The following is a 23,174-nucleotide window of genomic DNA, read 5'->3' as shown; positions in this document are numbered from 1 at the left end:
TTGCGCCACCGTCTGGGATACCTACGACGATATCCTCGACGCCTGTCAGACCGCCTGGCGATTCCTCCTCAACGATCCAGACCGAATCCGATCCATCGGCGCCCGCAAATGGGCCTGTGTCACTCCCTGAGTGGGCTGGTATAATTCATGACGTTCCAGGCATGGTGCTCCACCCACGCCGGCCTCTGAATCTCGCATCACTCCCGAGCCAGCGCCTCGAACTGTCCGTCAGCGGCATCTTGTTTCCCCGAATACCCGGCATGCCCGGGTATTCATCGCGCCCCAGTGCATCTCAATGCGCGGATTTTCGGCAGAAAAGTCGCCGGAAATCAGTGGCCATGCGCCACAGTGCGACTTCCTGAAAGGGATGGTTGGCGGACAGGGCGGGATTCGAACCCGCGATACGGTTTCCCGTATACACACTTTCCAGGCGTGCGCCTTCAACCACTCGGCCACCTGTCCGGCGCGCTGCTTATGGCGAGGCCGGCGGGGTTTGTAAACCGCCTCGTCGGCGGTTTCATCGCGGAAATGTGACGCGGGCGGGGGCGGAATGGCCGGCGCGGTTTACCTCGGCGCTCCACCGGCCTAGTTTGCCGGCGATCGGTCATCGGGACGAGGGTGCATGCGGTTCCTGGCGCGCTTCATCGGGCTCTTGCTCGCGGCGGGGGCCTTCGTCGCCGTGGTGGTGGACGGCGCGCGCTCGATCGCCGACTCCAGGCCGGAGGCCACCTCGCTTGCCGACGTTTGGGCCCATATCGGCAGCCGCAGCCTGGCCGCGGCACAGGCCTCGGTCGACGCGGTGTTCAGTCCGGCGCTGTGGGGCGGCATCGTCGCGCCGCTGCTGGCCGTGCCCTTTTTCGTCGTGCTGATGCTCTTGTCGGCGCTGTGCCTGCGGCTCGGCCGCCGGCCGCGCTCGCGCATCGGCACCGTGGTGCGCGGGTGAGGCGCCGTCCCCTGCGCAAAGCGTGCGGAAATACCCATATCGACCGCATCTCGCCGAGGACTATCACCAGCAGTGCCTCGCCAAGAGCCCGGGCGGCTCTTGCGGGCTCGGCGGCACCGGCGTCTCCTGCCCCGGTCGGGTTGCCGGTGGCGGCGGAATAGCCGTCCGCGCGCCGGCTCCTATGACGGCATCTGCCGCAGGCGCGCGACGCCCACCTCGCCCAGGCTGCAGCGGATGTGGCTCTCGATCAGTCCGATCGCGTCCGCCGACGTCATCTCGACGCCGGCGGCGCCCTTCCTCAGCCAGGCACCGTCGATCAGGATACCGATACCGAGCGTGAACCGCGCCAGCTCGGCGCCGTCCAGCAGCGGGTCGACGCAGCTCGCCAGATTTGACGCCAGGCGCCGGTGGAACAGCGTCTGCAGGCGCGCCAGCTGCGCGTCGTGCGCCGCCGCGGCATAGAACGACACCCAGGCATTGGCGGTGTTGCGGTCGAACAGGTCGGCCGGGAAGTTGCCCGAGACGATCGCCATCAGGCGGTCCCAGCGGTTTGCCGCCGCCTTCATCCGGCGCACCACCTCGTCCATGATGACACGGTTGGCGTGGCGGACCATCCAGAACAGCACCTCGTCCTTGCTCTTGAAATAATAGATGAGGAGGCCGGGCGACATGCCGGCCTCGCGGCAGATCCGTGCCGTCGTCAGGCCGCCGAGGCCGTGCTCCAGGAACACCCGATAGGCGCCCTCGATCAGCTCGCGGCGGCGCACTTCCTCGATCGGCTTCTTCCTGGCGGCCCCGCTCATGCGCCGGACTGTAGCAGTCAGTTTTTTGTATGCTCGTACAAAAAATTGAATTGACAAAAAACAGCGCTGTGATTGGCTCGGGTCAAGGCCCGCACAGGACGGCATCGAAGCCGGGGCCGCCAGCCATCCATCGGGAACCGCCATGAAGAGACTGATCGCCGCGGCCGTTGCCGCAACCCTGAGCTCGTTCCACGCCAGCGCCGAGGATGCATCCTGCGCCCGCGTCCGCAGCGCCGACATGGGCTGGACCGACATCGTCCTGACCACGACGACGGCCGGCCTCGTGCTGAAGGCGATGGGCTATGAGATGAGCAACACGCTGCTCGGCCTCAACGTCGCCTATGAGAGCCTGAAGACCGGCCAGATCGACATTTTCCTCGGCAACTGGCGGCCGGCCCAGGACATCGAGTTCAAGGCCTATTTCGACAAGAACTGGGTCGATGTCGTCACCACCAACCTGGAAGGCGCCAAGTATACGCTGGCCGTTCCGACCTATGTCGCGGATGCCGGCGTCCGCAGCTTCGACGACCTCGCCAGGTTTCCGGATCGGTTCTACAAGAAGATCTACGGCATCGAGCCCGGCACCAACCAGCCGCTTCTCGACATGGTGGCGGCCGGTCGCCACGGCCTGAAGGACTGGGAGATCGTCGAGTCCAGCGAGCAGGGCATGCTGGCCCAGGTTCGCCGGTCGATCGAACGCAAGGAATGGGTGGTGTTCCTCGGCTGGCAGCCGCACCCGATGAACCTCGACTACGACATCACCTACCTCGCCGGCGGCGACCAGGAGTTCGGGCCGAACTTCGGCGGCTCGACGGTCCGGACACTCTCGCGCCCGGGCTACGCCGCAGCCTGCCCGAACCTGGCGCGCTTCTTCCGCAACCTCACCTTCGACGTCGCCTATGAGAACCGCGGCATGAAGATGATCGTCGACGACGGCATGGAAGCGCCCGCCGCCGCGCTGGCGCTGCTCAAGGCGCACCCGGAGAAGCTCGAAGCCTGGCTCGACGGCGTCACGACGCACGACGGGCAGCCGGCGCTCCCTGCGGTCCGGGCGGCCCTGGCGCAATGACGGGCATCGTCGATCTCTTCGGCCCCGTCGCGCCGCCCGCCACCATGCGGGCCGCGCTCCTCGACGGACCCGGCATGCCCCTGCGCATCGACCGCGTGCCCCTGCCCCGGCTGCGGCCCGGGCAGTTGCTGGTCCGGGTCGAGGCCTGCGGCCTGTGCCACACCGACGTCCACATCTGGACCGGCAGCGCCCGGGCGGCGCACCAGCCGCATCCGCTGATCCCGGGGCACGAGGGCATCGGCGTGGTGGTTGCCGTCGGCGCGGACGCGCAGGGGTGGCAACAGGGGGACCGCGTCGGCGTGCCCTGGCTGCACGACACCTGCGGCGGCTGCGCCGAATGCCGCGACGGCGCCGAATGCTTCTGCCAGGCGCAACGCGCCCACGGCTTCGACGTGCAGGGGGCGTTCGCCGACTATGCCACGGTGGATGCGCGCTACGCGGTGCGCATCCCGGCCGGCGCCGATCCGATCGTCACCGCGCCGCTGATGTGCGCCGGGGTCACGGCCTTCGGCGCGGTCCGCAAGGCGGGCCTGCGCGCCGGCATGCGCTGCGCCATCCTTGGATGCGGCGGGCTCGGCCTGTTCGCCGTCCAGATCGCCGCGCGGACCGGCGCGACCGTCGTGGCGCTCGACGTGTCGCCGGCCAAGCTCGAGCAGGCCCGCGCCGCCGGCGCGCATCATGTCGTGCCCGCCGATGCCGGGGCCGCCGCATCGCTCCAGGCGCTCGGCGGCATGCATGCCTGCATCAACTTCGCCCCGTCCGCGGCGACCTGGCCGATCATGCTCGGCGCCATTCGCCCGCGCGGCACCATCATCGCCGCCGCCATGGTGGCCGAGCCGGTCCCCGTCAGCCAGGAATGGCTCACGGCGACCGGCGTCGCCATCACCGGCACGAGCGTCGGAACGCGCCGGGAAATGGATGAGCTGATGCGGTTGCACGCCGCCGCCCCCCTGCGCAGCCAGACGCGGGCGATCGGGCTCGCCGAGATCAACGACGGTCTGCGCGCCCTGCACGAGGGCCGCGTCGAAGGCAGGCTGGTGGTCGATTTCCGGCGGGTCTGATCGCAAGGCGCCGCGCCGGCCGCGACTTTACAGACGGGAAACATTTCTCACGAACTTGTGCAGCCGGTCGGCGGAGGACTGTCGCGCCGTAGTCATGATCCTGCGCAATTCCACCACAATCAGGGCCCAGATGAAACTTGCGGGTTCTATTCGTAACCTGTCAGTTCAACGGCGGCCGGAGCGGGCATGGACCAGGTGCAGGATCATCAGGAGGAGCGCTGGCGCGACCTGCGCCGCGCCCGCCTGCTGGAAGCGGCGCGGCGGGTCTTCGCCCGGCTCGGCTACGAGGCCGCGACGGTCGACGACATCGCCTTCGAGGCCGGCATCGGCAAGCCGACGATCTACCGCTATTTCGAGGGCAAGGAGGCGCTGTTCGAGGCTGTCTTCGCCCAGACTCTCGACGACCTCGAAGCCCGCCTCGATGCGGCGCTCGCCGTGCCCGGCCCGATGGCCGAACGCCTCTCCCGCCTCGTCGGCGAGATGGTGCCGACCTTCCGCGACCACATCGTGCCGATGCGCGACCTCAGCGGCGGCGAGACTTGGAAGCGCCGGGTGTTCCGCCCACGCCGGGCCCGCATCGCCGCCCGCCTCGCCGGCGTCATCGCCGAGGGCCAGGCGGCCGGCGAGGCACGTGCCGTCGATCCCGCCGTCGCGGCCCGCTTCCTGATCGGCCTGGTCTGGAGCGGCACCAATTCCGACCTCGCCGGCGATGCCGAGATCACCGCCGCGATCGTCGACTTCGCCTTCCGGGGCCTGGCGCCGGAGGGGCGGCCGTGACCCGGAGCACCACCTTCCTGCCCTCGGGCCGCCTGCTGCCGGTGATCATCGCCACCGGGCTGTTCATGGAGAACCTCGACGCGACGGTGCTCTCCACCGCGCTGCCGACCATCGCCCGCGACTTCGGCACCAGCCCGATCCATCTCAAGCTCGCCCTGACCAGCTATCTCCTGGCGCTCGCCATCTTCATCCCCGCCTCCGGCTGGATGGCCGACCGCTTCGGCGCCCGCACCGTGTTCCGCGGCGCCATCGTCGTGTTCGGCGCCGGCTCGATCGCCTGCGGCCTGTCGAACGGCCTCACCGAGCTCGTCGCCGCCCGCGTGCTGCAGGGTGTCGGCGGCGCGATGATGGTGCCGGTCGGCCGGCTGATCATCCTCAAGACCACGCCCAAGCACGACCTGGTCAACGCCATGGCCTGGCTGACCATCCCCGCCCTGCTCGGCCCCGTTACCGGCCCGCCGCTCGGCGGCTTCATCACCACCTATTTCTCCTGGCGCTGGATCTTCTGGATCAACATCCCGATCGCGGTGCTCGGCATCGTGCTGGCGAGCCTGTTCGTGCCCAACGTGCGCGAGGACGAGCGCCGGCCGTTCGACCTCCTCGGCTTCGTCCTGGTCGGCCCCGGCCTCGCCGCGCTGCTCACCGGGGCGACGCTGGCCGGGCTCGGCCTGGTCGAGCCTTCGACCACCCTCGCCCTGGTCGCCGGCGGCGTCGTGCTGCTCGCCCTGTTCGTGCGCCACGCCCTCGTCAGCCCGGCGCCGATCATCGAGCTCAAGCTGCTGCGCTTCCCGACCTTCCGGGCCTCCGTCGTCGGCGGCTTCCTGTTCCGTGTCGGCGTCGGCGCCACGCCTTTCCTGCTGCCGCTGCTGTTCCAGCTCGGCTTCAACTTCACGCCGTTCGAATCCGGGCTGCTGACGCTCTCGACCGGCCTCGGCGCCATGGCGATGAAGACCCTCGCGTCCACCGTGCTGCGCCGCTACGGCTTCCGCACCGTGCTGGTCGCCAATGCGGTGCTGTCCTCGGCCTTCGTCGCGGCGCCGGCCCTGTTCCATGCCGGCATGCCGGTGGCGCTGATCGCCGCCACGCTGCTCGCCGGCGGCTTCGTGCGCTCGCTGCAGTTCACCAGCGTCAACGTCTCGGCGGTCGCCGAGGTGCCGGATCATCTGATGGGCCGGGTGACCAGCTTCACCGCGGTGCTGCAGGAGCTGTCGGGCTCGGTCGGCGTCTCCGTCGCGGCCCTCGGCCTGCAGGCCTCGCAGAGCGCCTTCGGCAGCACGGCGCTGACCGCGCCGATGTTCCCGCCGGTGTTCCTGCTGGTCGGCGGCATCGCCGCCCTCTCCACCCTGCTGTTCCTGCAGCTGCCGCGGGATGCCGGCAGCAACATGCTCGCGCCGGCCGAGCGCCCGGTCGCGGCCCGGGCAGCGGCCACGGCGCCGGAACCCTTGCAAAGACTGTGAACGCGGCGGGAGCGCAGCCGAAGCGCCCGCCGAACCCATTCAGACGGTGACGATGATGAAACGCTTGGCAAACTGGCTCTTCGTTCTCGCGGTCATCGCCGGCCTCGGCTGGTGGCAGCGGACGACCGTGGTTCCCTTCCTCGTGCAGCATGTGCCGGGCTCGGCCGCCGTGCTGGCCTCGGTGCCGGGCCTTGCCGAGGCCGCGGCGCCGCCGGCCGCCAACCCCAAGGCTGCCGAGGCCGGCCGCCAGCACCGCGGCGGCGCCGTGCCGGTCGTGCTCGCCAAGGCCGAGAGCAAGGCCGTGCCGGTGACGATCGACGCCGTCGGCACCGTCCAGTCCATCGCCTCCATCGCCATCCGTCCGCGCCTCGACAGCCAGATCGCCACCGTGGACATCGCCGAGGGTGCGCGCGTGCAGAAGGGCGACCGCCTGTTCACGCTCGACGACCGCGCCGTCAAGGCGCAGCTCGCCCAGATCGATGCCCAGATCGAGAAGGACCAGGCGCAGATCCAGCAGGCCCAGAACGACCTGCGCCGCGCCCAGGACCTGCTCAAGACCAGCGCCGGCAGCGTCGTCACCCGCGACACCGCGGTGACCACGCTGAAGACAGCGCAGGCCCAGCTCGCGGTCGACCAGGCCTCGCACGACGCCATGGACACGCAGCTCTCCTACACCGTCATCACCGCGCCGGTGACCGGGCGGGTCGGCTCGATCCCGATGAAGCCCGGCGCCATCGTCCGCGCCGCCGATGCGGCCCCCCTCGCCACGCTCAACCAGATGGACCCGGTCCAGGTCGCCTTTTCCATCCCGCAGACGCGCCTGGCGGAGCTGCGCGAGGCGATCGCCGCCGGCAACGTCCGCGTCGACGTCACCCAGGGCAAGACCACCGTCTCCGGCACGGTCGACTTCATCGAGAACGCCGTCGACACCACCACCGGAACGGTCGGCGTCAAGGCCAAGGTGCCCAATGCCGACGAGGTGCTGTGGCCGGGGGCCTATGTGCAGGCGCAAGTGGTGATCGCTCCGAAGGGCGAGTCGATCACCATCCCCACGGCCGCCCTCCAGCTCGGCCAGCAGGGTCCCTACGTCTTCGCCATCAAGGACGGCAAGACCGCGCAGCTCAGGCAGGTCAGCATCACCCGCAGCTCCGGCCCGGACACGATCGTCACATCCGGCCTGTCGCTGGGCGAGGACGTCGTGGTCGACGGCCAGCTCCGGCTGGTCGACGGCGCCGAGGTCAGCATCAAGCCGCCGGCGAACGACACCGCCGCCAACATTCCCGTTCCGAAGGGCTGAGAGGATCCCATGCTGTCGGAGCTGTGCATCCGCCGACCCGTGATGACCATCCTGCTGATGGTCGCCTTCGTCGCCGCCGGCTGGTTCGGCTTCCGCCAGCTGCCGGTGGCGGCGGTGCCGCGCGTCGACTTCCCGACCATCCAGGTCAGCGCCCAGCTGCCGGGCGCCAGCCCGGAGACCATGGCCTCCTCGGTCGCGGCCATCCTGGAGAAGCAGTTCTCCTCGATCGCCGGCATCACCCAGATGACGTCGACCTCGACCCTCGGCTCGACCCAGGTCGTGCTGCAGTTCGACCTCAACCGCAACATCGACGGCGCCGCCCTCGACGTCCAGTCGGCCATCTCCACGGCGCAGCGCCAGCTGCCCACCGACATGACGACGCCGCCGAGCTTCCGCAAGGTCAATCCGGCCGACCAGCCGATCCTGTTCCTGACGCTCACCTCAAAGACGGTGCGCCTCTCCGATATCGACCGTTTCGCCCAATCCGCCATCCTGCCGCAGCTCTCCACCCTGCCCGGCGTGGCGCAGGTCTCGATCTATGGCAGCCAGCAATATGCCGTCCGGGTCGAGGCCGATCTCGACCAGCTCACCGCGCGCGGGCTGACCCTGACCGATCTCCAGAACGCGCTCGCCGCCGCCAATTCCAACCAGCCGGTCGGCTCGATGACCAGCGGCAGCCGCACCGCCATCCTCGACGCCACCGGCCCGATCCGCTACGCCGCCGGCTACATGCCGGTGGTCGTGTCCTGGCAGAACGGCGCGCCGGTGCGCATCTCCGACGTCGCCAACGCCATCGACAGCGTCCAGAACAACCAGACGGCGAGCTGGCAGGACGGAACGCGCGGCATCGTCCTCGCCATCCAGCGCCAGCCCGACGCCAACACCGTGGCGGTGGTCGACGCCGCCAAGGCGATCCTGCCGAAAATCAAGGCGAGCATGCCGCCCGGCGTCGACGTCAACGTCATGAACGACCGCTCGAAGTCGATCCGCGCGGCGATCGAGGACGTGGAGTTCACCCTCGGCCTGTCGATCGTCCTGGTCACCATCGTCATCTATTTCTTCCTGCGCAGCGCCCGGGCGACGCTGATCCCGGCCATCGCCCTGCCGATCTCGCTGATCGGCACCTTCGCCGGCATGTGGCTCCTGAACCTCTCCATCGACAATATCTCGCTGCTCGCCCTGACGCTCTGCGTCGGCTTCGTGGTCGACGATGCCATCGTCATGCTCGAGAACATCGTCCGCCATGTCGAGAACGGCGAGACCCCGTTCCAGGCGGCGCTCAAGGGCTCGCGCGAGGTCGGCTTCACCATCCTGTCGATGACGCTGTCGCTGATCGCCGTGTTCCTGCCCGTGATCTTCATGGGCGGCGTGGTCGGGCGGATGTTCTCCGAGTTCGGCTATGTCATCGCCCTGGCGATCCTGATCTCCTGCATCGTCTCGCTGACGCTGACGCCGATGCTGTGCGCCCGCCTGATCCGGGAGCATGACGATAGCCGGCGCGAGCCGCTGATCCTGCGGGTCTTCGAGGCGAGCTTCAGCGCCCTGACCCGGCTCTACACCTGGAGCCTGCGCGGCGCGGTCAATGCGCCGGTCATCATGCTCGGCGTGACCTTCGCCACCTTCTTCGTCACCGTCTATCTCTTCAACGCCATTCCCAAGGGCTTCTTCCCGCAGGAGGATACCGGCCTCGTCTCCGGATCCTCGCTCGGCCCTGACGACGTGTCGTTCGATGCCATGGCCGCGCGCCAGCAGGCGGTCGCCGAGCTGATCCGCCAGGATCCCGACGTGACCTCGGTCACCTCGACCGTCGGCGGATCGGGCACCAACCAGGTCAGCGCCGGGCGCTTCTTCATCCAGCTGAAGGACAAGCCGGAGCGGACCGCCGATGTCGGCACGGTGATCGGGCGGCTGCGCCGCGCCGCGGCGAGCGTGCCTGGCATCCAGGTCTATTTCCAGCCGGTGCAGTCGATCAATATCGGCGGCGTGCAGTCGCGCAGCCAATACCAGTTCGCGCTGCAGTCGCCCGATGTCGACGAGTTGCGCGGCTATGCGCAGAAGGTCGAGGCGCGCATGCGCTCGATCCCCGGCGTGCTCGACGTCAATTCCGATCTGCAGATCAAGGCGCGCGACGCCGTGCTCGAGATCGACCGCAACGCCGCAGCCCGGCTCGGGCTGACCATCGACCAGATCCGCAACACCCTCTATGCCGCCTACGGCACCCGCCAGGTCTCGACCATCTATGCTCCCGAGAACACCTATCAGGTGATCCTGGAGGCGGCCGAGAAGTTCGGCACCACCGAGGAAATGCTGCGCAAGATCACCGTCCGGACCGCCAACAACGCCCTCGTTCCCCTCGACAGCGTCGCCCATGTCGTGGAGAAGCCGACCGCGGTGTCGCTGTCCCACATCGCGCAGCTGCCCTCGGTGACGATCTCGTTCAACCTGGCCGCCGGCGTCTCGCTCAGCCAGGCGGTGGACCGGATCAACGCCGCGGCCGACGAGGCCGGCCTGCCCGCCACCATCTCGACCAGCTTCCAGGGCGCAGCTCAGCAGTTCCAGGATTCGACCGCGAACATCCCCTTCCTGCTGTTCGCGGCGATCCTCGTCGTCTACATCGTGCTCGGCATCCTCTACGAGAGCTTCATCCACCCGCTGACCATCCTGTCCGGCCTGCCCTCCGCCGGCATCGGCGCGCTGCTGACGCTGGAGCTGTTCGGCCTGGAACTGTCGGTCATCGCCATGATCGGCCTGATCATGCTGATCGGCATCGTCAAGAAGAACGCCATCATGATGGTCGACTTCGCGGTGGGGCGCCGCGCCGCCGGCGCCAGCGCCAAGGAGGCGATCGTCGAGGCGGCGACGCTGCGCTTCCGCCCGATCATGATGACCACGCTGTCGGCGATTCTCGGCGCGCTGCCGATCGCGCTGGGCACCGGCGCCGGCGCCGAGCTGCGCCAGCCGCTCGGCGTCGCCGTGGTCGGCGGCCTGATGATGTCGCAGCTCCTGACGCTCTACATCACGCCGGTGGTCTATATTGCCATGGAGTACATGTCCGATTGGTTCCGCCGCGGCAAGGCGGCGCCGCCGCACCGCGACGCCGACGACCTGCCGGAGCCGGAGATGCACCGTCCCGCGCCGGGCCTGGCCGCCGCCGAATAGACGCAATGGACGCGGGCGCCTGCCCGTGCCTATAAGCCGCTTTGGACGAGGCGGAATCGGCGCGTGACAGAGGCGGAGGACCAGACAGTCGGGACCAGGCGGCACCCCGCTGCTGCGGGCGGGGCCTGACGCGCCGTGCCGGTCAAGGCGGCCCTGCGCATCCTCGCCGTGGCGCTGGTGGCGCTGCCCCTGCTGCCGCTGCAGATCGCGGCGGTGCGCTGGGGCTGGCGGCTGCGGGCCCGCCTGCCCGTGCTGTTCCACCGCATCGTCCTCGGAATCATCGGCGTCAAGGTCGACACGCGTGGCGCGCCCGAGCCCGGCCGCCCGCTCTTGATCGTCGCCAACCATGTCTCCTGGCTCGACATCCCGGTCATCGGCTCGCTGATGCCGCTCTCCTTCGTCGCCAAGAGCGAGGTCGCAGGCTGGCCGGTGATCGGCCTGTTCGCCCGGCTGCAGCGCAGCGTGTTCATCGAGCGCGAGCGCCGCCACAAGACCGGCGCGGCCACCGCCGCCATCGGCGAGCGGCTGACGGCGGGTGACGCCATGGTGCTGTTCGGCGAGGGCACCACCGGCGACGGCGTGCGCGTCCTGCCCTTCCGCTCGGCCCTGATCGGCGCGGCGCAGACCGCCTTGCGCGCGGCCCAGGCGCCCGTGCTCGTCCAGCCGCTCGCCATCCGCTACGCCCGCCGCGACGGCCTGCCGATCTCCCGCGCCCACATGCCGGCCCTGTCCTGGATCGGCGACATGGACCTGGCGCCGCACCTGATCGGCGTCCTCGCCGGCGGCCCGGTCGACGTGGTGGTCAGCTGGGGCGAGGCCGTGCCCTATGGCGAGACCACCGACCGCAAGGCCCTGGCCCGGCGGTTGGAGGGCGAGGCGCGGCGGATGATGAAGGGGTAGCGTTATTCCGATCCATGAACGGCCAAGCGCTCATTCATACGATTTACCGGAAGCGGAATCCGTCCGATTCATATTGAGAACATTATACTTCGCCTCCCCAACCTGAAGTGATATAATTTTTGTATTCGACGCTGAAGTCCCAATCAAGGTGCGGCTATCATCTCTCCTTTTTCGCTGACAGGAAGCTTCAATGGCAGCCGATTTCAAGGGTTATATGGACGACAGTTTCAAAGACCCTTTGTTGGTTATCGGTGGGTACGTTGGCGGCTATCTCAGATGGGAGTTTTTTGAAGCCGAATGGTCTGCTGTCCTTGGGCGGCATGGAGTTCCATATTTCCATATGAAGGAGATGGCCAGCCCGACCGGGGTCTATGCCAAATGGCACCCAATAGAGGAGCACAAGGAAGAAGTAAGGTCCTTTTTGTCCGACCTAACCAAAATCATCACAGAGAGTAGGCTTGTTGCGATCTTATCTCTAGTACGACTTGCCGATCTGGATCGATTCGAGAAGGAAAGAAAGTTGAAATTAGACCCGTATGTACTTGCCATATACGGATGCATGAGAGGTGCATGCGAAGAAAATCCCGGCTTTAATACCGAATTGGTATTCGATCATTTTGATAAAACTTCATCACGCCTGAGAAAGGCAAGTGAATATGCAAGTCATTCGAGTGATTTAAAGGACAATCTGCCGAATATTAAACTGACACCCCTCAACAGAGATATTACGTCTCGCAAGATATTGCCATTGCAGGCTGCCGATTTGGCGGCATGGGAATTTCGCAAGCATCACGACAATGTCAAGGAAAGTTTGGATCTTGTCCAAGACATTTTAGATGCAGACTTCGCATGGGAAGTACAAGAGCAGTGGATCTTGGACAGATTTGGATCTCACGAGAAAACAATGAGGAAATCGGCCCAAGCGCTCTTTGTTGGAAACGAGGTCTATCCGCGTATCTGGGACTACAAGACGCTTAACGAGGCTCACGAGCTTCAAAATGGCATTTGGTGTTCCTGATACTTTCTTGAATATCTACTCAAAATGTTCTCTGTTCTCGTCAGATTCAAATTTTCAAACTGCTCTGTGAACCGTTCAGATTGCTTCGTTGGAAAGTTTTGTTTTTCGACCCTTTCCCTTTGGCTCTGCCCTATGGCTTAAGCCCCCAAGTTATATGAGTCTCTCGATAGGCGAAGGAGATGTTGCGATGAGCATCGGCGACGACATGGAGTTGATTCACGGCAGTGGCAACGTCTTTCGCGATTTCGGTCGCGACGACGCCGACCTCCGGCAGGCCAAGGCGCTAATGGCCTCCGAGATCATCAAGATACTCGATACGCGCCAATGGACAACGCGGAAAGCCGAGGAGGCCACCGGCATCAGCCATGCCGACTTCTCCCGCATTCGCCGCGCCAAGGTCGAACGGTTCACGCTGGACCAGCTGATGACGATCTTGACGCGATTGGGTCAGGAGGTGGAACTGTCGGTGAACGTCCACCCTCGGCAGGATGCGCCGCATCCGCACGCCTCAGCATAGCGGCTCAATCCTGCCCTAGCGAGCCGGTGCAGGCACCGTACGAGGCCGCTCGAAACTGATCCGCAGGCGCGTGCCGGTTGCCTCGGCATAGCGCTTCAAGGTTCGGGTCGAAGGCATGCTGCGGCCGCTCTCGAGCCTGGCCACGGCTTTCTGCGTCACGCCCATGGCCTTCGCCACCTGCTCCTGCGTCATGTGCGCAGCACCGCGGGCCTCGATAAGAGCTTCGGCCAATGCGAACTCCTCTTCGAGCGAATCATAGGCGGCAACGTATTCTGGATCCCCGCGCCATTCGGCGACGGTTTCTTCGATGGGAATGAACTCCCGCGTCATCCGACCTCCTCTGCCCTGCGGAGGGCCACCCTTATATCCTGCAAGATGGGCTGCCCCTGATCAACGGGATCAGGCTCAATGCTGCCCGAGCAGGCTCAAGCTGTGCTCCACCGCCACCCGCACCGAATCCAGCACCGGCACCCCGAGTTCCGCCGCTAGGTCCGGCGCCACCGAGGCGCCGGCGAGGTTGGTGCACAGGATCAGCACGGCATCCGCCGGACCTGCCGCCACCCGCCGCGCCATGGCGGCGATCTCCTGGGGGCTCACCGCGGCATAGGCGGTATTCTCCGTCAGGTCGAGGCGCACGGCGGCCGCGGTCTCGATGCCGATGCCGCGATAATTGGCGATAATGCGCTCTTCCAGCGCCTCGACATAGGGCGTGACCAGGCCGATGCGGCGCGCGCCGATCCGGGCGAGCGCGGCGTTGATGGCGAGCACCGCCGTGGTCGCCGGAATGCCGGTATGGGCCTCGATCGCGGCGACCATGCGCGCATCGTGGTCGAAGCCGAGCCAGCTCGCCGCCGTGCCGTTCCACAGGATCAGGTCGACCTTGGCGTCGGCCAGCAGCTCGGCGGCGGCGAGGACGCGGCCAAGCTCGAACTGGCCGAGCGAATCGGCCTCGGGCGAGATGGTGACGACGCGCAGGCGCGAGACATGGGCGGTCACCGAGCCGTCTGCCGGCAGGAGCCTTGCCGTCTCCGGCTCCAGCACCGTGTTGGACGAGGGCGCCAGCATGCCCAGGCGCTTCACGCGCGTCGCGGTCATCACCGGCCTCAGATGATCGAGCGGCGCGAAGCGATGCCGCCGTCGACGGTCATGATCGTGCCGCTGGTATAGCCCGAGCGGAACGAGGCGAGGAAGACGATGAGGTCGGTCACCTCCCGCACATGCGCCGGCCGGCCGAGCGGATAGGTCTGCGCAAGCTCGCCGTAGCGTCCCTCGTCGCCGTAGAGGTCCTTCGCCCGCTTGCGCAGCATGGCATAGATCCGGTCGGTGTCGACCGGGCCGGGGTTGACGCCGACCACCCGGATGTTGTCGTCGAGGCTCGAGCCGCCAAGGGCCCGGGTGAAATGCATCAGGCTGGCATTGCCGACGCCGCCGGCGATGTAGCGCGGGTCGGAGATCTCGCCGCCATTGCCGATATTGTTGATGATCACGCCGCCGCCGGCCGCCTTCATCCGGGGATAGTAGAGCCGGCAAAGGTTGATATAGCCGAACACCTTCAGTTCCCAGCCGGCGCGCCACTTCGCCTCGTCGATGTCGGTGAGCGAGCCGGAAGGGATGACGCCGGCATTGTTGACGAGGATGTCGACATCGCCGGCCTCCGTCGCGAGGCGTTCGGGCGCGCCCGGCTCGGTCAGGTCCATCGGGAAGAGCCTGACCTCCGCTGCCGGGAAATCCAACCGGATGCCGGCCTCGAGCGCCGTGAGCTTGTCGGCATTGCGCGCCGTCAGGGCGACATGGCAGCCCTCCTCGGCGAAGGCCCTGGCAAGGCCGGCGCCGATGCCCTGGGAGGCTCCGGTGATCAGGACCGTCTTGCCGGTCAAACGCAAATCCATGGTCGTCTCCTGTCGTCTTGGAAGGCGCGGCTGGTCAGCCCGGACGCCGCGGCGCCGGCCGCTCCAGCCCGAGATGATCGCGCAGCGTCGTGCCCTCGTAGTCGGCGCGGAACAGCCCGCGCTCCTGCAGGATCGGCACGACCAGGTCGACGAAATCCTCGAACCCCTCGGGGAAGAAGGGCGGCATGATGTTGAATCCGTCGGCGGCGCCGTTCTCGAACCAGTGCTGCAGCGTGTCGGCGACGGTCTGCGCCGAGCCGCACAGCACCCAGTGCCCGCGCGCCGCCGCCATCAGGTTGTAGACGTCGCGGAGAGTCATGCCCTCGCGCCGCGCCTTGGCCAGCATGACCCGGGCAAAGGAATGATAGCTGTCCGGCAGGGCGAGGTCGGGGATCGGCCCGTCGAGGTCGTAGGCGCTCATGTCGGTGCCGAACCGGTCCGAGAGCAGGGCGAGCGCATTGGTGGAAGAGACGAAGCTCTGCAAGGTAGCGAGCTTGTCGAAGGCCTCGCGCTCGGTCCGTCCCACCACCGGCATGACGCCGGGCAGGCAGGTGACGTCCTCGGCACGCCGGCCGAACTGCGGCAGCAGCGCCTTGAACTCGGCATAGGCCCGGCGGGCCTCCTCGAAGTCCTGCACCACGGAGAACACGACGTCGGCGGTCCGCGCCGCCAGGCGCTGGCCAGGCGCCGAGCCGCCGGCCTGCAGCACCACCGGCTGGCCCTGCGGCGAGCGGCCGATGTTGAGCGGGCCCTTCACCTGGAAATAGGAGCCGTCATGGTCGAGGCTGCGCACCTTGGTCGGGTCGATATAGAGGCCGCTCACCCGGTCCGCGACGACGGCGTCGTCGTCCCAGCAATCCCAGAGGCCACGCACCACGCCGACGAACTCCTCGGCGATGGCGTAGCGCTCGCCGTGATCCGGGTGGCTGCGGCCGAAATTCGCGGCCGTGGTCGCATTGGCCGTGGTCACCGCGTTCCAGGCGGCGCGCCCCCGGCTGATATGGTCGAGCGAGGCGAACGCGCGGGCGACGCTGAAGGGGTCGCCATAGGTGGTCGAGGCGGTGGCGCCGAGGCCGATATGGCTGGTGCTCGTCGCCAGCGCCGAGAGCATGGTCAGCGGCTCCAGCCGCAGCGTGTAGGAGGGGTGCGCCGCCGGGTCGGCATAGAGATTGTCGCCCATGAAGATCAGGTCGAACTTGCCGCGTTCGGCGGTGCGTGCGATCGCCTGGACCTGGCCGAGGTCCTGGAAGCTGTCGAAGGCGCCGGGATAGCGCCAGCCCGCGACATGGCTGCCCGTGCCGAGGATGAACAGGCCGAGATGCATCCGGCGCGTCATGCCAGCACCGAGACCAGCATGTCGGCGAAGCCTTTCGTGTCGGCACGACGGATGATGCGGGCATTGGCGTCGCGGTCCGGCCAGCGCTCGACCATGCGCGGGGGATAGACGCTGGAGGCGCCCCGCGTCGTCTCGCCGCCGACCTCGACGTCGACCACCACGTCGTCGCTCTCCAGGATCAGGCTCTCGTCGAGGGCGCAGGCGCAGGTGAGCGAATCCGGGTGCGTGCTGATCGCGCGGCCGTAGCGGCGTAGCGCCACCGCGCGCGGCGTCCTGGTCACGGCCATGAAGAAACGCGACAGCGGCGTGTCGAGCCGTTCGATCCGCTCGATCTCGTCGGCGGGCAGCGAACCGGACTTCAATGTCAGCGTCCAGGTCGACAGCGTGACGCGGAAGCCGGCGCCGAGCACGATCTTGGCGGCCTCGGGGTCGACGAAGAAGTTGAACTCGGCCATCGGCGTGATGTTGCCGACCTGATTGTCGGTGCCGCCCATGATCCACAGATGCTTCAGGGCGCCGGCGATGCGCGGCTCCTTCAGGAAGGCCAGCGCGATGTTGGTGAGCGGCGCCTGGGCGATGATCGAGATCTCGCCGGGATTGGCCATGACGAGGTCGATGATCGCGTCGACGGCGTGCTTGCTCTCCGGCCGCTGCCTTGCCTTGGGGAATCCGGCCTCGCTCATGCCGTCCGAGCCGTGCATGGTCGCCGCCTGCCAGCGCCCCATGATCGGCCTGGGGCAGCCGGGATGGACCGGCACCTCGCCGCCGCGCCCGGCCACCTCGATCGTATAGAGCGCGTTCTCGATCTGCTGCTCGAACGGCACATTGCCGTTGCAGATCGTCACCGCCTCGAGCTTGGCCCGCGGATGCAGGAGGCCGAGCAGGAGCGAGAAGCAGTCGTCGCCGGCGGTGTCGGTGTCGATGATCAGGCGCGTCGGCATGGCGGTCACGGCGCTGGCTCCAGGAAGGTGAAGCCCATCGTGCGGGCGTGGTAGTGCAGCCCGCCATCCTGGACGATCAGGAACAGGGCGCGCTCGTCGCTGTCGTTGTGGTGCGAGTGCGGCTCGGTCGCCGGCGTCACCAGCGTGGCGAAGGGCGCCCAGTCGCAACGCCGGCTGCCGACCATGGAATGGCAGCGCTCACCCTTGAGGATCAGGGTGATCGCCGCCGAATTGTGCCGGTGCGCCCGCTGCTGCTCGCCCGCCGGCACGGTGTTGAGCGACAGGGTCAGCGTCGGCGTGATGTTGCGGCTCGCCTCCTGCCGCTCGGAGGAGAAGATCAGGGCAATGCCGGATGTGGTGGCGTTCTGCGAGGCCTCGACCACCTTCTGGAGCTGCCCGGCGATCTCCGCGGCGGGATAGTGCACGAGGTCGACCGGCGCGTCCGGGCCGGCCGCCGGCCGCAGCCGGTCGAAGGCGAGCTGGGGCTCGTTGGTCACCACCCAGAGCACGGCACCCTCGGCGCCGGCCGTGAGCTCCGCGCCGCTGCCGCCGGGGATGAGGAAGACGTCGCCCTCGCCCCAGGCGAAGGCCTCGCCGGCAGCGCTGGCCCGGCCCGAGCCGCGGATCACGTACCAGATCGCTCCGGTGGCGGCGAAATCGGCGGCGAGCCGGTCGTGCGGGGCGATCGAGGCGTAGCGCGCCAGCATCAGCGGCGTCGTCGCCGGAAAGGCCGCGCCGATCGCGGCCGACTGGTCGCAGGCGATGAAGCCGGTCCCGGTCGCGGCGAGGGCCCGGGCGGGTTCGTCGAGGAAGCGCGCGGCCGGCACCGGCGGCAGCTTGACGTTGAAGGCGTTGCCGGAATTGAAAAAGCGGGCCCGCGCCTCGGTGGGCCCGGCCGCCTCGGCCGGACGCTGCACCGGCATCTCGGCCATGTCGATCGTCGGCGCCTTGCGTGCGGCGGCTTGACCGGCTTGACTCATTGGGGGCCTCTCCTCGGGTTCGGATCAGAGCGCCGGGCGGCGGCGATGCCAGTCGGTCACGCCCTGATAGGCGTGGGCGGCACGGCAGAGCAGCGCTTCGGCGAAGGGCTTGCCGGCGAGCTGGAAGGCGACGGGAATGCCGAGCGGGCTCGCCCCGCAGGGCACGGTGATGGTGGGATAGCCGCAGACGTCGAAGGGCGCGGTGAACGGGCCGATCGCCAGGATCGCCGCCGGATCCTCGCCGAGCGACGCCATATAGTCCAGGCTCGGCCCGGCGACCGGCAGGCCAGGCACCAGGAAGAGGTCGATCGCCTCGAACATCAACCCGACAGCGCCGGTGAAGTCGCGCCGTTCCTTCAGCGCCTCGCCGAGCTCGAGGCCGGAGAAGGCACGGCCGCGCTCGATCAGGGCGGCGAGGCGCTGGCCGTACTCGCCCTTGCGGGCGGGATAGGTGTCGCGATGGGCCATCGCCGCCTCGACCGCGCATTGCACCGCCCAGCCGCGCAGGATCGGCTCGACCGGCGGGAAGCGGACGTCGACGAAGCGGGCGCCGAGCCGCGTCAGGGTCGCGACCACTTCCTCGATCGAGGCCAGAACCTCGGCGCTCGCCTTCGCTTCCAGGAGCGGCCGGTCGATGCCGATGATCAGGCCGGCGACGCCGCCTTCGATCTCCGCGAGATAATCCGGCACGGCGACGGGCGCCGCGGTCGGATCGGCGGGGTCCGAGCCGGCGATCGCCTGCAGCAGCGCCGCCGCATCCCGGGCCGAGCGGGCCATCGGCCCGACATGGTCGAGCGACTCGGCGAGGGGAAAGACGCCGTGCCGGCTGACGCGGCCCCAGGTCGGCTTGATGCCGGTCAGCCCGCAGCAGGACGAGGGCAGGCGGATCGAGCCGCCGGTGTCCGAGCCGAGCGTGCCGTAGCACAGGCCCGCCGTGGTGGCGACGCCGGACCCGCTCGACGAGGTGCCGGTCCAGTGACCGGCGCCGAAGGGGTTGATCGGCGCCGCGATGGTCGGGTGGTGATCGGCATAGACGCCCTCGGTCGCGGTGAGCTTGCCGAGCATGACGGCGCCGGCCTCGCGCAGCCGCCGCGTCGCCGTCGATTCATGGGGCGCCTGCCAGTCCGCATAGATCGAGGAGCCGAGGCCGGTCTTGATGTCGGTGGTGTAGAACACGTCCTTGACCGCGATCGGGATGCCGTGCAGCGGGCCGCGCCAGCGCCCGGCGCGGATCTCGGCCTCCGCTGCGGCCGCCATCGCCCGCGCCTGGTCGGGCGCCACCGCGGCATAGGCATGCAGCCGCCCGTCGTGCCGGGCGATGCGCTCCAGCATCAGCTCGGTCAACGCGACCGGCGACACCGCCCCGCCGCGAATGCCGTCGGCGAGGGCGGTGAATTCGGCGCTCCAGAGCGTGTCGTCGGCCATTCCCGTCTCCGGCATGCGGGCATTCCCCGTGCATTATACAATAAATGAACTTCTGGATATTTGATGCCCATATTTTGAGCGAGCCACGCCGATATCAGCAGCAGTTCGCAGGTGGCCTCGGCGCGCCTCCCCCTGACATCCCCAACATCGTGAGGATCCTGTCCGGAATTGCCCTGGCACGTATATTGCTGATACCGGTTTGCATACATCCGGTGGGGATCACCATGATAAGAAAATCTCTGACCTCGGGCCTGGCGGCGGCTGTCGTCGCGCTGGCCGCCTGCGCCGCCGCGGCCTCCGCCTCGGCCGCCGACAGCATCTCGATCCGGCTGAAATGGGTGGCGCAGGCCCAGTTCGCCGGCGTCTACGTCGCCAAGGCCAAGGGCTTCTACGAAGAGGCCGGCTTCGACGCCACCATCAATCCCGGCGGCCCGAACATCAATGTCGAGACGCTGGTCGCCTCCGGCGCCGACACCTTCGGCATCGCCAGCGGCACCGAGGGCGTGCTCTATGCCCGCGAGAAAGGCCTGCCGCTGGTCTGCATCGGCATGTCGCAGCAGATGACGCCCTTCGCCTATGTCGCCTACAAGGATTCGGGCATCAACTCGGTCAAGGACTTCAAGGGCAAGACGGTCGCGACCTGGTTCACCGGCCCGCAATACACCCTGTTCTCGGTGCTGGCGCACGAGGGCCTGGCCCAGAGCGACCTGCAGGTGGTGGCCCAGCCCTTCTCGATGCAGCCCTTCATCGACAAGCAGTTCGACGTCGCCACCGTGACGCTCTACAACGAGCTCAACACGCTGCGCGAGCAGGGCATCGACGACATCAAGCTGTTCCTGCCCGACGATTCCGGCGTCACCACCCAGCAGGATTCGATCGTCACCTCGGAAAAGATGATCAAGGACAAGCCCGAGCGCGTGCAGGCCTTCCTCGCCGCCACGCTCAAGGGCTGGAAATACGCCTTCGAGCACAAGGCCGAGGCCGTCGACATCGTGCTCGCCGCCGGCTCCGGCCTGGAGCGCAAGCACCAGGAGCTGATGCTCGACGAGATCGAGAAGCTGATGACCGCCAAGCTCGGCAAGAGCCGGGGCCTCGGCGCGATCGACATGACGTCGATCGCGGCGGTGCAGGACAGTCTCGTCCAGTTCAAGGCGCTGAAGGCCCCGGTCGACCTCAAGGCCGCCTTCGATCAGAGCTTCTGGGACAAGGTCCCGGCAGCCGACAAGACCTTGTGAAGCGCGAAGGCATGGAAGGCGGAACCATGGATCGCAGCACGGCCGAAGGACGCGCCCGCGTCCATGGTCCCGCCCATCTCGAGCTCGTCAACGTCTGGAAGCGCTTCGGCGAGGGCGAGCGGCAGACGGTCGCCGTGCGCAATGTCGACCTCGCCATCCGGCCGGGCGAGTTCGTCACCCTGATCGGTCCGTCCGGCTGCGGCAAGTCGACCCTGTTCAACATGATCGCCGGCCTGCTGCCGCCCGACGCCGACGGCTCGATCCTGCTGTTGGGCCGGCCGCAGCAGGACGGGGCGCTCCTCGGCCGCATCGCCTTCATGCCGCAGCGCGACCTGCTCTTCCCCTGGCGCAGCGTGCTCGACAACGCCACGCTGGCGCTGGAGGTCGAGGGCATGCCGCGCGCCGCGGCCCGGCGCAAGGCCGAGGCGCTCTTTCCCGAATTCGGGCTCAAGGGCTTCGAGAAGCACTATCCGCATCAGCTCTCCGGCGGCATGCGCCAGCGCGTGGCGCTGATGCGCACCTTCCTGTTCGAGCGCGACCTGATCCTGCTCGACGAGCCTTTCGGCGCGCTCGACGCGCTGACCCGCTCGATGATGCAGCGCTGGCTGCTCGACATCTGGGCGAGGCACCGGCGCACCGTCCTGTTCATCACCCACGACATCGACGAGGCGATCTTCCTCGGCGACCGCGTGATGGTGATGACCGCCCGCCCCGGCACGATCAAATGCCAGGAACGGATCGACCTGCCGCGCCCGCGCGATGCCGCCGTCACCACCACGCCGGACTTCATGGCGATCAAGCGCCGGCTCCTCGCCGTCGTCGAGGAGGAGAGCCTGAAGACCTTCGCCGCGGCGGGCCCGGCATGATGCCCCGACCGATGTCCGGCATGACCTGGCGCGCCATCGCCGGCTCGCCCTGGGCCGCCATCGCCGCCGTCACCCTGGCCTGGTGGGCGCTGGTGCCGCTGCTCAGGATCGAGCCGCGCTACCTGCCCCCGCTCGCCGCCGTGGTCCGGGACGGCATGTCGGTCTGGCCGGACCTTCTCGCCGGCTTCTGGCGCACGCTGGTCGAGACGCTGCTGGGCTTTGCGGCCGGCGCCTTGCTCGGCATCGCCTGCGGCATCGGCTTCGCCCATGTCAGGCTGATGGAGCGGGCGGTCTTCCCGCTGTTCGTGGCGCTGCAGACCGTGCCGATCATCGCCTTCGGCGCCATCGTCGTCATCTGGTTCGGCAACACCATCCTGGCCAAAGTGGTGATCGCGCTCTACCTCACCTTCTTCCCCGTCACGGTCAACACGCTGCGCGGCCTGCAGGCGGTCGAGCCGCAGCGCGTCGCGCTGATGCGCAGCTTCGGGGCCGGAGGGCTGCAGCTCTTCCTCAAGCTCGCCCTGCCCTCGGCGCTGCCGACCATCATGGTCGGCCTGAAGCTCGGCATCTCGCTGAGCCTGGCCGGCGCCATCGTCGGCGAATGGTTCGGCGACACGGTCGGCCTCGGCGTCATGCTGCTGCAGGCACTCTATTTCGAGCAGATCCCGCGCATCTGGCTCTTGATCGTCGCCTCGGGCCTGATGGGCGCCGGGCTCTATGGCAGCCTCACCCTGATCGAGAGGAGGTTCGTCTGGTGGCGTCCCGATTGATGCCCTTCGCGCCCGTCGCCATCGCGTTGGCGGTCCTGCTCGGCCTCTGGCAGGCCGGCGCGGCGCTGTTCGACATCCCGACCTATATCCTGCCGCGCCCGGTCGACATCCTCGTCAACGTCGTCGCCAGCCGCGACCTGCTCGCCGCCGCCATGGCCATCACCCTCACCGAGGCCGTGCTCGGCTTCCTCGCCGGCGCGGCGATCGGCCTCGCCCTCGCCGTCCTCATGGCCCTGGTGCCGCCGCTCGAACTCAGCCTGATGCCGCTGGTGGTGGCGGTCAGTTCGGTGCCCTCCGTCGCCTTCGTGCCGCTGATGCTGATCTGGTTCGGCCTCGGCATGGGCTCGAAGATCGCCATGGCCGCGCTCGCCGTCAGCTTTGCCGTGCTGCTCAATGCGCTGGACGGCCTGAGACGCCCGGAGCAGGGCGCGATCGACCTGATGCGCAGCTTCGGGGCCGGCCGGCTCGGCATCCTCTGGCGCCTGCAGCTGCCGGCGGCGATGCCGTCCATCGTCACCGGGCTGCGGGTGGGCCTTGCCCGCAGCACCATCGCCGTCATCGTGGCGGAGATGCTGGGCGCCTATGCCGGCATCGGCCAGATCATCTATCAGTCGACGGCGCAGGTGGACTACCTTGCCGTGTGGGCCGCCGTGCTCACCGCCTCGCTCGGCAGCCTCGCCCTCTACGCCGTCCTGGTCGCGATCGACCGCAAGCTCATTTGGTGGAGATGA

22 protein-coding genes, 1 tRNA gene and 1 pseudogene are annotated in these 23,174 nt (G+C 68.0%); 15 read left to right on the top strand and 9 right to left on the bottom strand.

Annotation, left to right across the window (positions count from 1 at the left end; all coding sequences use genetic code 11):
• Positions 1-372: 372 nt before the first annotated feature.
• Positions 373-462, bottom strand: a tRNA-Ser gene (locus QO011_RS16770).
• Between the two features lie 160 nt (positions 463-622).
• Here QO011_RS16770 and QO011_RS16765 point away from each other — a divergent pair.
• Together QO011_RS16765 and QO011_RS16760 are read left to right on the top strand one after the other, a co-directional pair.
• The gene (locus QO011_RS16765) at positions 623-943 is read left to right on the top strand and encodes a hypothetical protein (protein WP_307274196.1); all 321 of its coding nucleotides are present in this window, start codon (positions 623-625) and stop codon (positions 941-943) included.
• Positions 944-989: 46 nt separating this feature from the next.
• Positions 990-1,076, top strand: a pseudogene (locus QO011_RS16760) (peptide-methionine (S)-S-oxide reductase MsrA); the annotation flags it as partial.
• Between the two features lie 46 nt (positions 1,077-1,122).
• Here the strand turns inward: QO011_RS16760 and betI are convergent.
• The gene (gene betI, locus QO011_RS16755) at positions 1,123-1,746 is read right to left on the bottom strand and encodes a transcriptional regulator BetI (RefSeq protein WP_307274193.1); all 624 of its coding nucleotides are present in this window, start codon (positions 1,744-1,746) and stop codon (positions 1,123-1,125) included.
• A gap of 142 nt (positions 1,747-1,888) precedes the next feature.
• Here betI and choX point away from each other — a divergent pair, with 142 nt between their 5' ends.
• The 9 genes from choX (at position 1,889) to QO011_RS16710 (ending at position 13,001) form a co-directional block, all read left to right on the top strand.
• Positions 1,889-2,815, top strand: a complete 927-nt coding sequence (choX, locus tag QO011_RS16750; protein WP_307274190.1) for a choline ABC transporter substrate-binding protein — start codon at positions 1,889-1,891, stop codon at positions 2,813-2,815.
• Entirely contained in the window at positions 2,812-3,876 is a 1,065-nt protein-coding gene (locus tag QO011_RS16745) for an alcohol dehydrogenase catalytic domain-containing protein (protein WP_307274186.1), read from the top strand. Before choX ends, QO011_RS16745 begins: the two co-directional genes overlap by 4 nt.
• Before the next feature lie 186 nt (positions 3,877-4,062).
• Positions 4,063-4,653, top strand: a complete 591-nt coding sequence (locus QO011_RS16740) for a TetR/AcrR family transcriptional regulator (RefSeq protein ID WP_307274182.1) — start codon at positions 4,063-4,065, stop codon at positions 4,651-4,653.
• On the top strand, positions 4,650-6,110 hold the full coding sequence (locus QO011_RS16735; protein WP_307274179.1) for a DHA2 family efflux MFS transporter permease subunit: 1,461 nt from the start codon (positions 4,650-4,652) through the stop codon (positions 6,108-6,110). The genes QO011_RS16740 and QO011_RS16735 overlap by 4 nt, the downstream gene beginning before the upstream one ends.
• A gap of 55 nt (positions 6,111-6,165) precedes the next feature.
• Positions 6,166-7,407, top strand: coding sequence for an efflux RND transporter periplasmic adaptor subunit (locus QO011_RS16730; RefSeq protein ID WP_307274176.1), 1,242 nt, complete (start codon positions 6,166-6,168; stop codon positions 7,405-7,407).
• A gap of 9 nt (positions 7,408-7,416) precedes the next feature.
• Positions 7,417-10,566, top strand: coding sequence for an efflux RND transporter permease subunit (locus tag QO011_RS16725; protein WP_307274173.1), 3,150 nt, complete (start codon positions 7,417-7,419; stop codon positions 10,564-10,566).
• Positions 10,567-10,701: 135 nt separating this feature from the next.
• Positions 10,702-11,466 carry a lyso-ornithine lipid O-acyltransferase gene (olsA, locus tag QO011_RS16720; RefSeq protein ID WP_307274171.1) on the top strand — a complete coding sequence of 255 codons (765 nt, stop codon included), beginning with the start codon at positions 10,702-10,704 and terminating at the stop codon, positions 11,464-11,466.
• 190 nt (positions 11,467-11,656) lie between these two features.
• On the top strand, positions 11,657-12,484 hold the full coding sequence (locus tag QO011_RS16715) for a hypothetical protein (RefSeq protein WP_307274168.1): 828 nt from the start codon (positions 11,657-11,659) through the stop codon (positions 12,482-12,484).
• Between the two features lie 187 nt (positions 12,485-12,671).
• Complete coding sequence (locus tag QO011_RS16710) at positions 12,672-13,001, top strand: helix-turn-helix domain-containing protein (RefSeq protein WP_307274166.1); 330 nt, start codon at positions 12,672-12,674, stop codon at positions 12,999-13,001.
• A 15-nt stretch (positions 13,002-13,016) separates the two neighbouring features.
• Here QO011_RS16710 and QO011_RS16705 read toward each other — a convergent pair whose 3' ends face one another.
• From QO011_RS16705 to QO011_RS16675, 7 genes are all read right to left on the bottom strand, one after another.
• On the bottom strand, positions 13,017-13,331 hold the full coding sequence (locus QO011_RS16705) for a helix-turn-helix domain-containing protein (protein ID WP_307274160.1): 315 nt from the start codon (positions 13,329-13,331) through the stop codon (positions 13,017-13,019).
• 75 nt (positions 13,332-13,406) lie between these two features.
• The gene (locus QO011_RS16700; protein ID WP_307274157.1) at positions 13,407-14,096 is read right to left on the bottom strand and encodes a maleate cis-trans isomerase family protein; all 690 of its coding nucleotides are present in this window, start codon (positions 14,094-14,096) and stop codon (positions 13,407-13,409) included.
• 8 nt (positions 14,097-14,104) lie between these two features.
• Positions 14,105-14,890, bottom strand: a complete 786-nt coding sequence (locus QO011_RS16695; RefSeq protein WP_307274153.1) for an SDR family oxidoreductase — start codon at positions 14,888-14,890, stop codon at positions 14,105-14,107.
• Between the two features lie 34 nt (positions 14,891-14,924).
• Positions 14,925-16,226, bottom strand: coding sequence for an LLM class flavin-dependent oxidoreductase (locus QO011_RS16690; protein ID WP_307274149.1), 1,302 nt, complete (start codon positions 16,224-16,226; stop codon positions 14,925-14,927).
• The gene (locus QO011_RS16685; RefSeq protein WP_307274249.1) at positions 16,223-17,167 is read right to left on the bottom strand and encodes a nucleoside hydrolase; all 945 of its coding nucleotides are present in this window, start codon (positions 17,165-17,167) and stop codon (positions 16,223-16,225) included. The genes QO011_RS16690 and QO011_RS16685 overlap by 4 nt, the downstream gene beginning before the upstream one ends.
• A gap of 5 nt (positions 17,168-17,172) precedes the next feature.
• Positions 17,173-18,147, bottom strand: a complete 975-nt coding sequence (locus QO011_RS16680) for a cupin domain-containing protein (RefSeq protein ID WP_307274144.1) — start codon at positions 18,145-18,147, stop codon at positions 17,173-17,175.
• A 24-nt stretch (positions 18,148-18,171) separates the two neighbouring features.
• Positions 18,172-19,572: an amidase gene (locus tag QO011_RS16675; RefSeq protein ID WP_307274142.1), complete on the bottom strand. Its 1,401-nt coding sequence runs from the start codon at positions 19,570-19,572 to the stop codon at positions 18,172-18,174.
• A gap of 224 nt (positions 19,573-19,796) precedes the next feature.
• On the opposite strand from QO011_RS16675, the gene QO011_RS16670 reads away from it, so the two are divergent.
• From QO011_RS16670 to QO011_RS16655, 4 genes are read left to right on the top strand one after another with little or no spacing between them, the layout of a single operon-like run.
• The gene (locus QO011_RS16670; RefSeq protein ID WP_307274139.1) at positions 19,797-20,807 is read left to right on the top strand and encodes an ABC transporter substrate-binding protein; all 1,011 of its coding nucleotides are present in this window, start codon (positions 19,797-19,799) and stop codon (positions 20,805-20,807) included.
• A 26-nt stretch (positions 20,808-20,833) separates the two neighbouring features.
• On the top strand, positions 20,834-21,673 hold the full coding sequence (locus QO011_RS16665) for an ABC transporter ATP-binding protein (RefSeq protein ID WP_307274135.1): 840 nt from the start codon (positions 20,834-20,836) through the stop codon (positions 21,671-21,673).
• A 20-nt stretch (positions 21,674-21,693) separates the two neighbouring features.
• On the top strand, positions 21,694-22,443 hold the full coding sequence (locus tag QO011_RS16660) for an ABC transporter permease (protein ID WP_307274132.1): 750 nt from the start codon (positions 21,694-21,696) through the stop codon (positions 22,441-22,443).
• The gene (locus tag QO011_RS16655; RefSeq protein ID WP_307274130.1) at positions 22,428-23,174 is read left to right on the top strand and encodes an ABC transporter permease; all 747 of its coding nucleotides are present in this window, start codon (positions 22,428-22,430) and stop codon (positions 23,172-23,174) included. Before QO011_RS16660 ends, QO011_RS16655 begins: the two co-directional genes overlap by 16 nt.

It is taken from the genome of Labrys wisconsinensis (assembly GCF_030814995.1).
Lineage (GTDB): Bacteria > Pseudomonadota > Alphaproteobacteria > Rhizobiales > Labraceae > Labrys > Labrys wisconsinensis.
Note: the sequence above shows the minus strand (reverse complement) of the source record. Positions and strands in the feature narration are given on the sequence as shown.

Coding starts and splice junctions, on each gene's coding strand:
- QO011_RS16765 (WP_307274196.1), top strand. CDS start 623: ATGCGGTTCCTGGCGCGCTTCATCGGGCTCTTGCTCGCGGCGGGGGCC.
- betI (WP_307274193.1), bottom strand. CDS start 1,746: ATGAGCGGGGCCGCCAGGAAGAAGCCGATCGAGGAAGTGCGCCGCCGC.
- choX (WP_307274190.1), top strand. CDS start 1,889: ATGAAGAGACTGATCGCCGCGGCCGTTGCCGCAACCCTGAGCTCGTTC.
- QO011_RS16745 (WP_307274186.1), top strand. CDS start 2,812: ATGACGGGCATCGTCGATCTCTTCGGCCCCGTCGCGCCGCCCGCCACC.
- QO011_RS16740 (WP_307274182.1), top strand. CDS start 4,063: ATGGACCAGGTGCAGGATCATCAGGAGGAGCGCTGGCGCGACCTGCGC.
- QO011_RS16730 (WP_307274176.1), top strand. CDS start 6,166: ATGAAACGCTTGGCAAACTGGCTCTTCGTTCTCGCGGTCATCGCCGGC.
- QO011_RS16725 (WP_307274173.1), top strand. CDS start 7,417: ATGCTGTCGGAGCTGTGCATCCGCCGACCCGTGATGACCATCCTGCTG.
- QO011_RS16715 (WP_307274168.1), top strand. CDS start 11,657: ATGGCAGCCGATTTCAAGGGTTATATGGACGACAGTTTCAAAGACCCT.
- QO011_RS16710 (WP_307274166.1), top strand. CDS start 12,672: ATGAGCATCGGCGACGACATGGAGTTGATTCACGGCAGTGGCAACGTC.
- QO011_RS16705 (WP_307274160.1), bottom strand. CDS start 13,331: ATGACGCGGGAGTTCATTCCCATCGAAGAAACCGTCGCCGAATGGCGC.
- QO011_RS16700 (WP_307274157.1), bottom strand. CDS start 14,096: ATGACCGCGACGCGCGTGAAGCGCCTGGGCATGCTGGCGCCCTCGTCC.
- QO011_RS16695 (WP_307274153.1), bottom strand. CDS start 14,890: ATGGATTTGCGTTTGACCGGCAAGACGGTCCTGATCACCGGAGCCTCC.
- QO011_RS16690 (WP_307274149.1), bottom strand. CDS start 16,226: ATGACGCGCCGGATGCATCTCGGCCTGTTCATCCTCGGCACGGGCAGC.
- QO011_RS16685 (WP_307274249.1), bottom strand. CDS start 17,167: ATGCCGACGCGCCTGATCATCGACACCGACACCGCCGGCGACGACTGC.
- QO011_RS16680 (WP_307274144.1), bottom strand. CDS start 18,147: ATGAGTCAAGCCGGTCAAGCCGCCGCACGCAAGGCGCCGACGATCGAC.
- QO011_RS16675 (WP_307274142.1), bottom strand. CDS start 19,572: ATGGCCGACGACACGCTCTGGAGCGCCGAATTCACCGCCCTCGCCGAC.
- QO011_RS16670 (WP_307274139.1), top strand. CDS start 19,797: ATGATAAGAAAATCTCTGACCTCGGGCCTGGCGGCGGCTGTCGTCGCG.
- QO011_RS16665 (WP_307274135.1), top strand. CDS start 20,834: ATGGATCGCAGCACGGCCGAAGGACGCGCCCGCGTCCATGGTCCCGCC.
- QO011_RS16660 (WP_307274132.1), top strand. CDS start 21,694: ATGACCTGGCGCGCCATCGCCGGCTCGCCCTGGGCCGCCATCGCCGCC.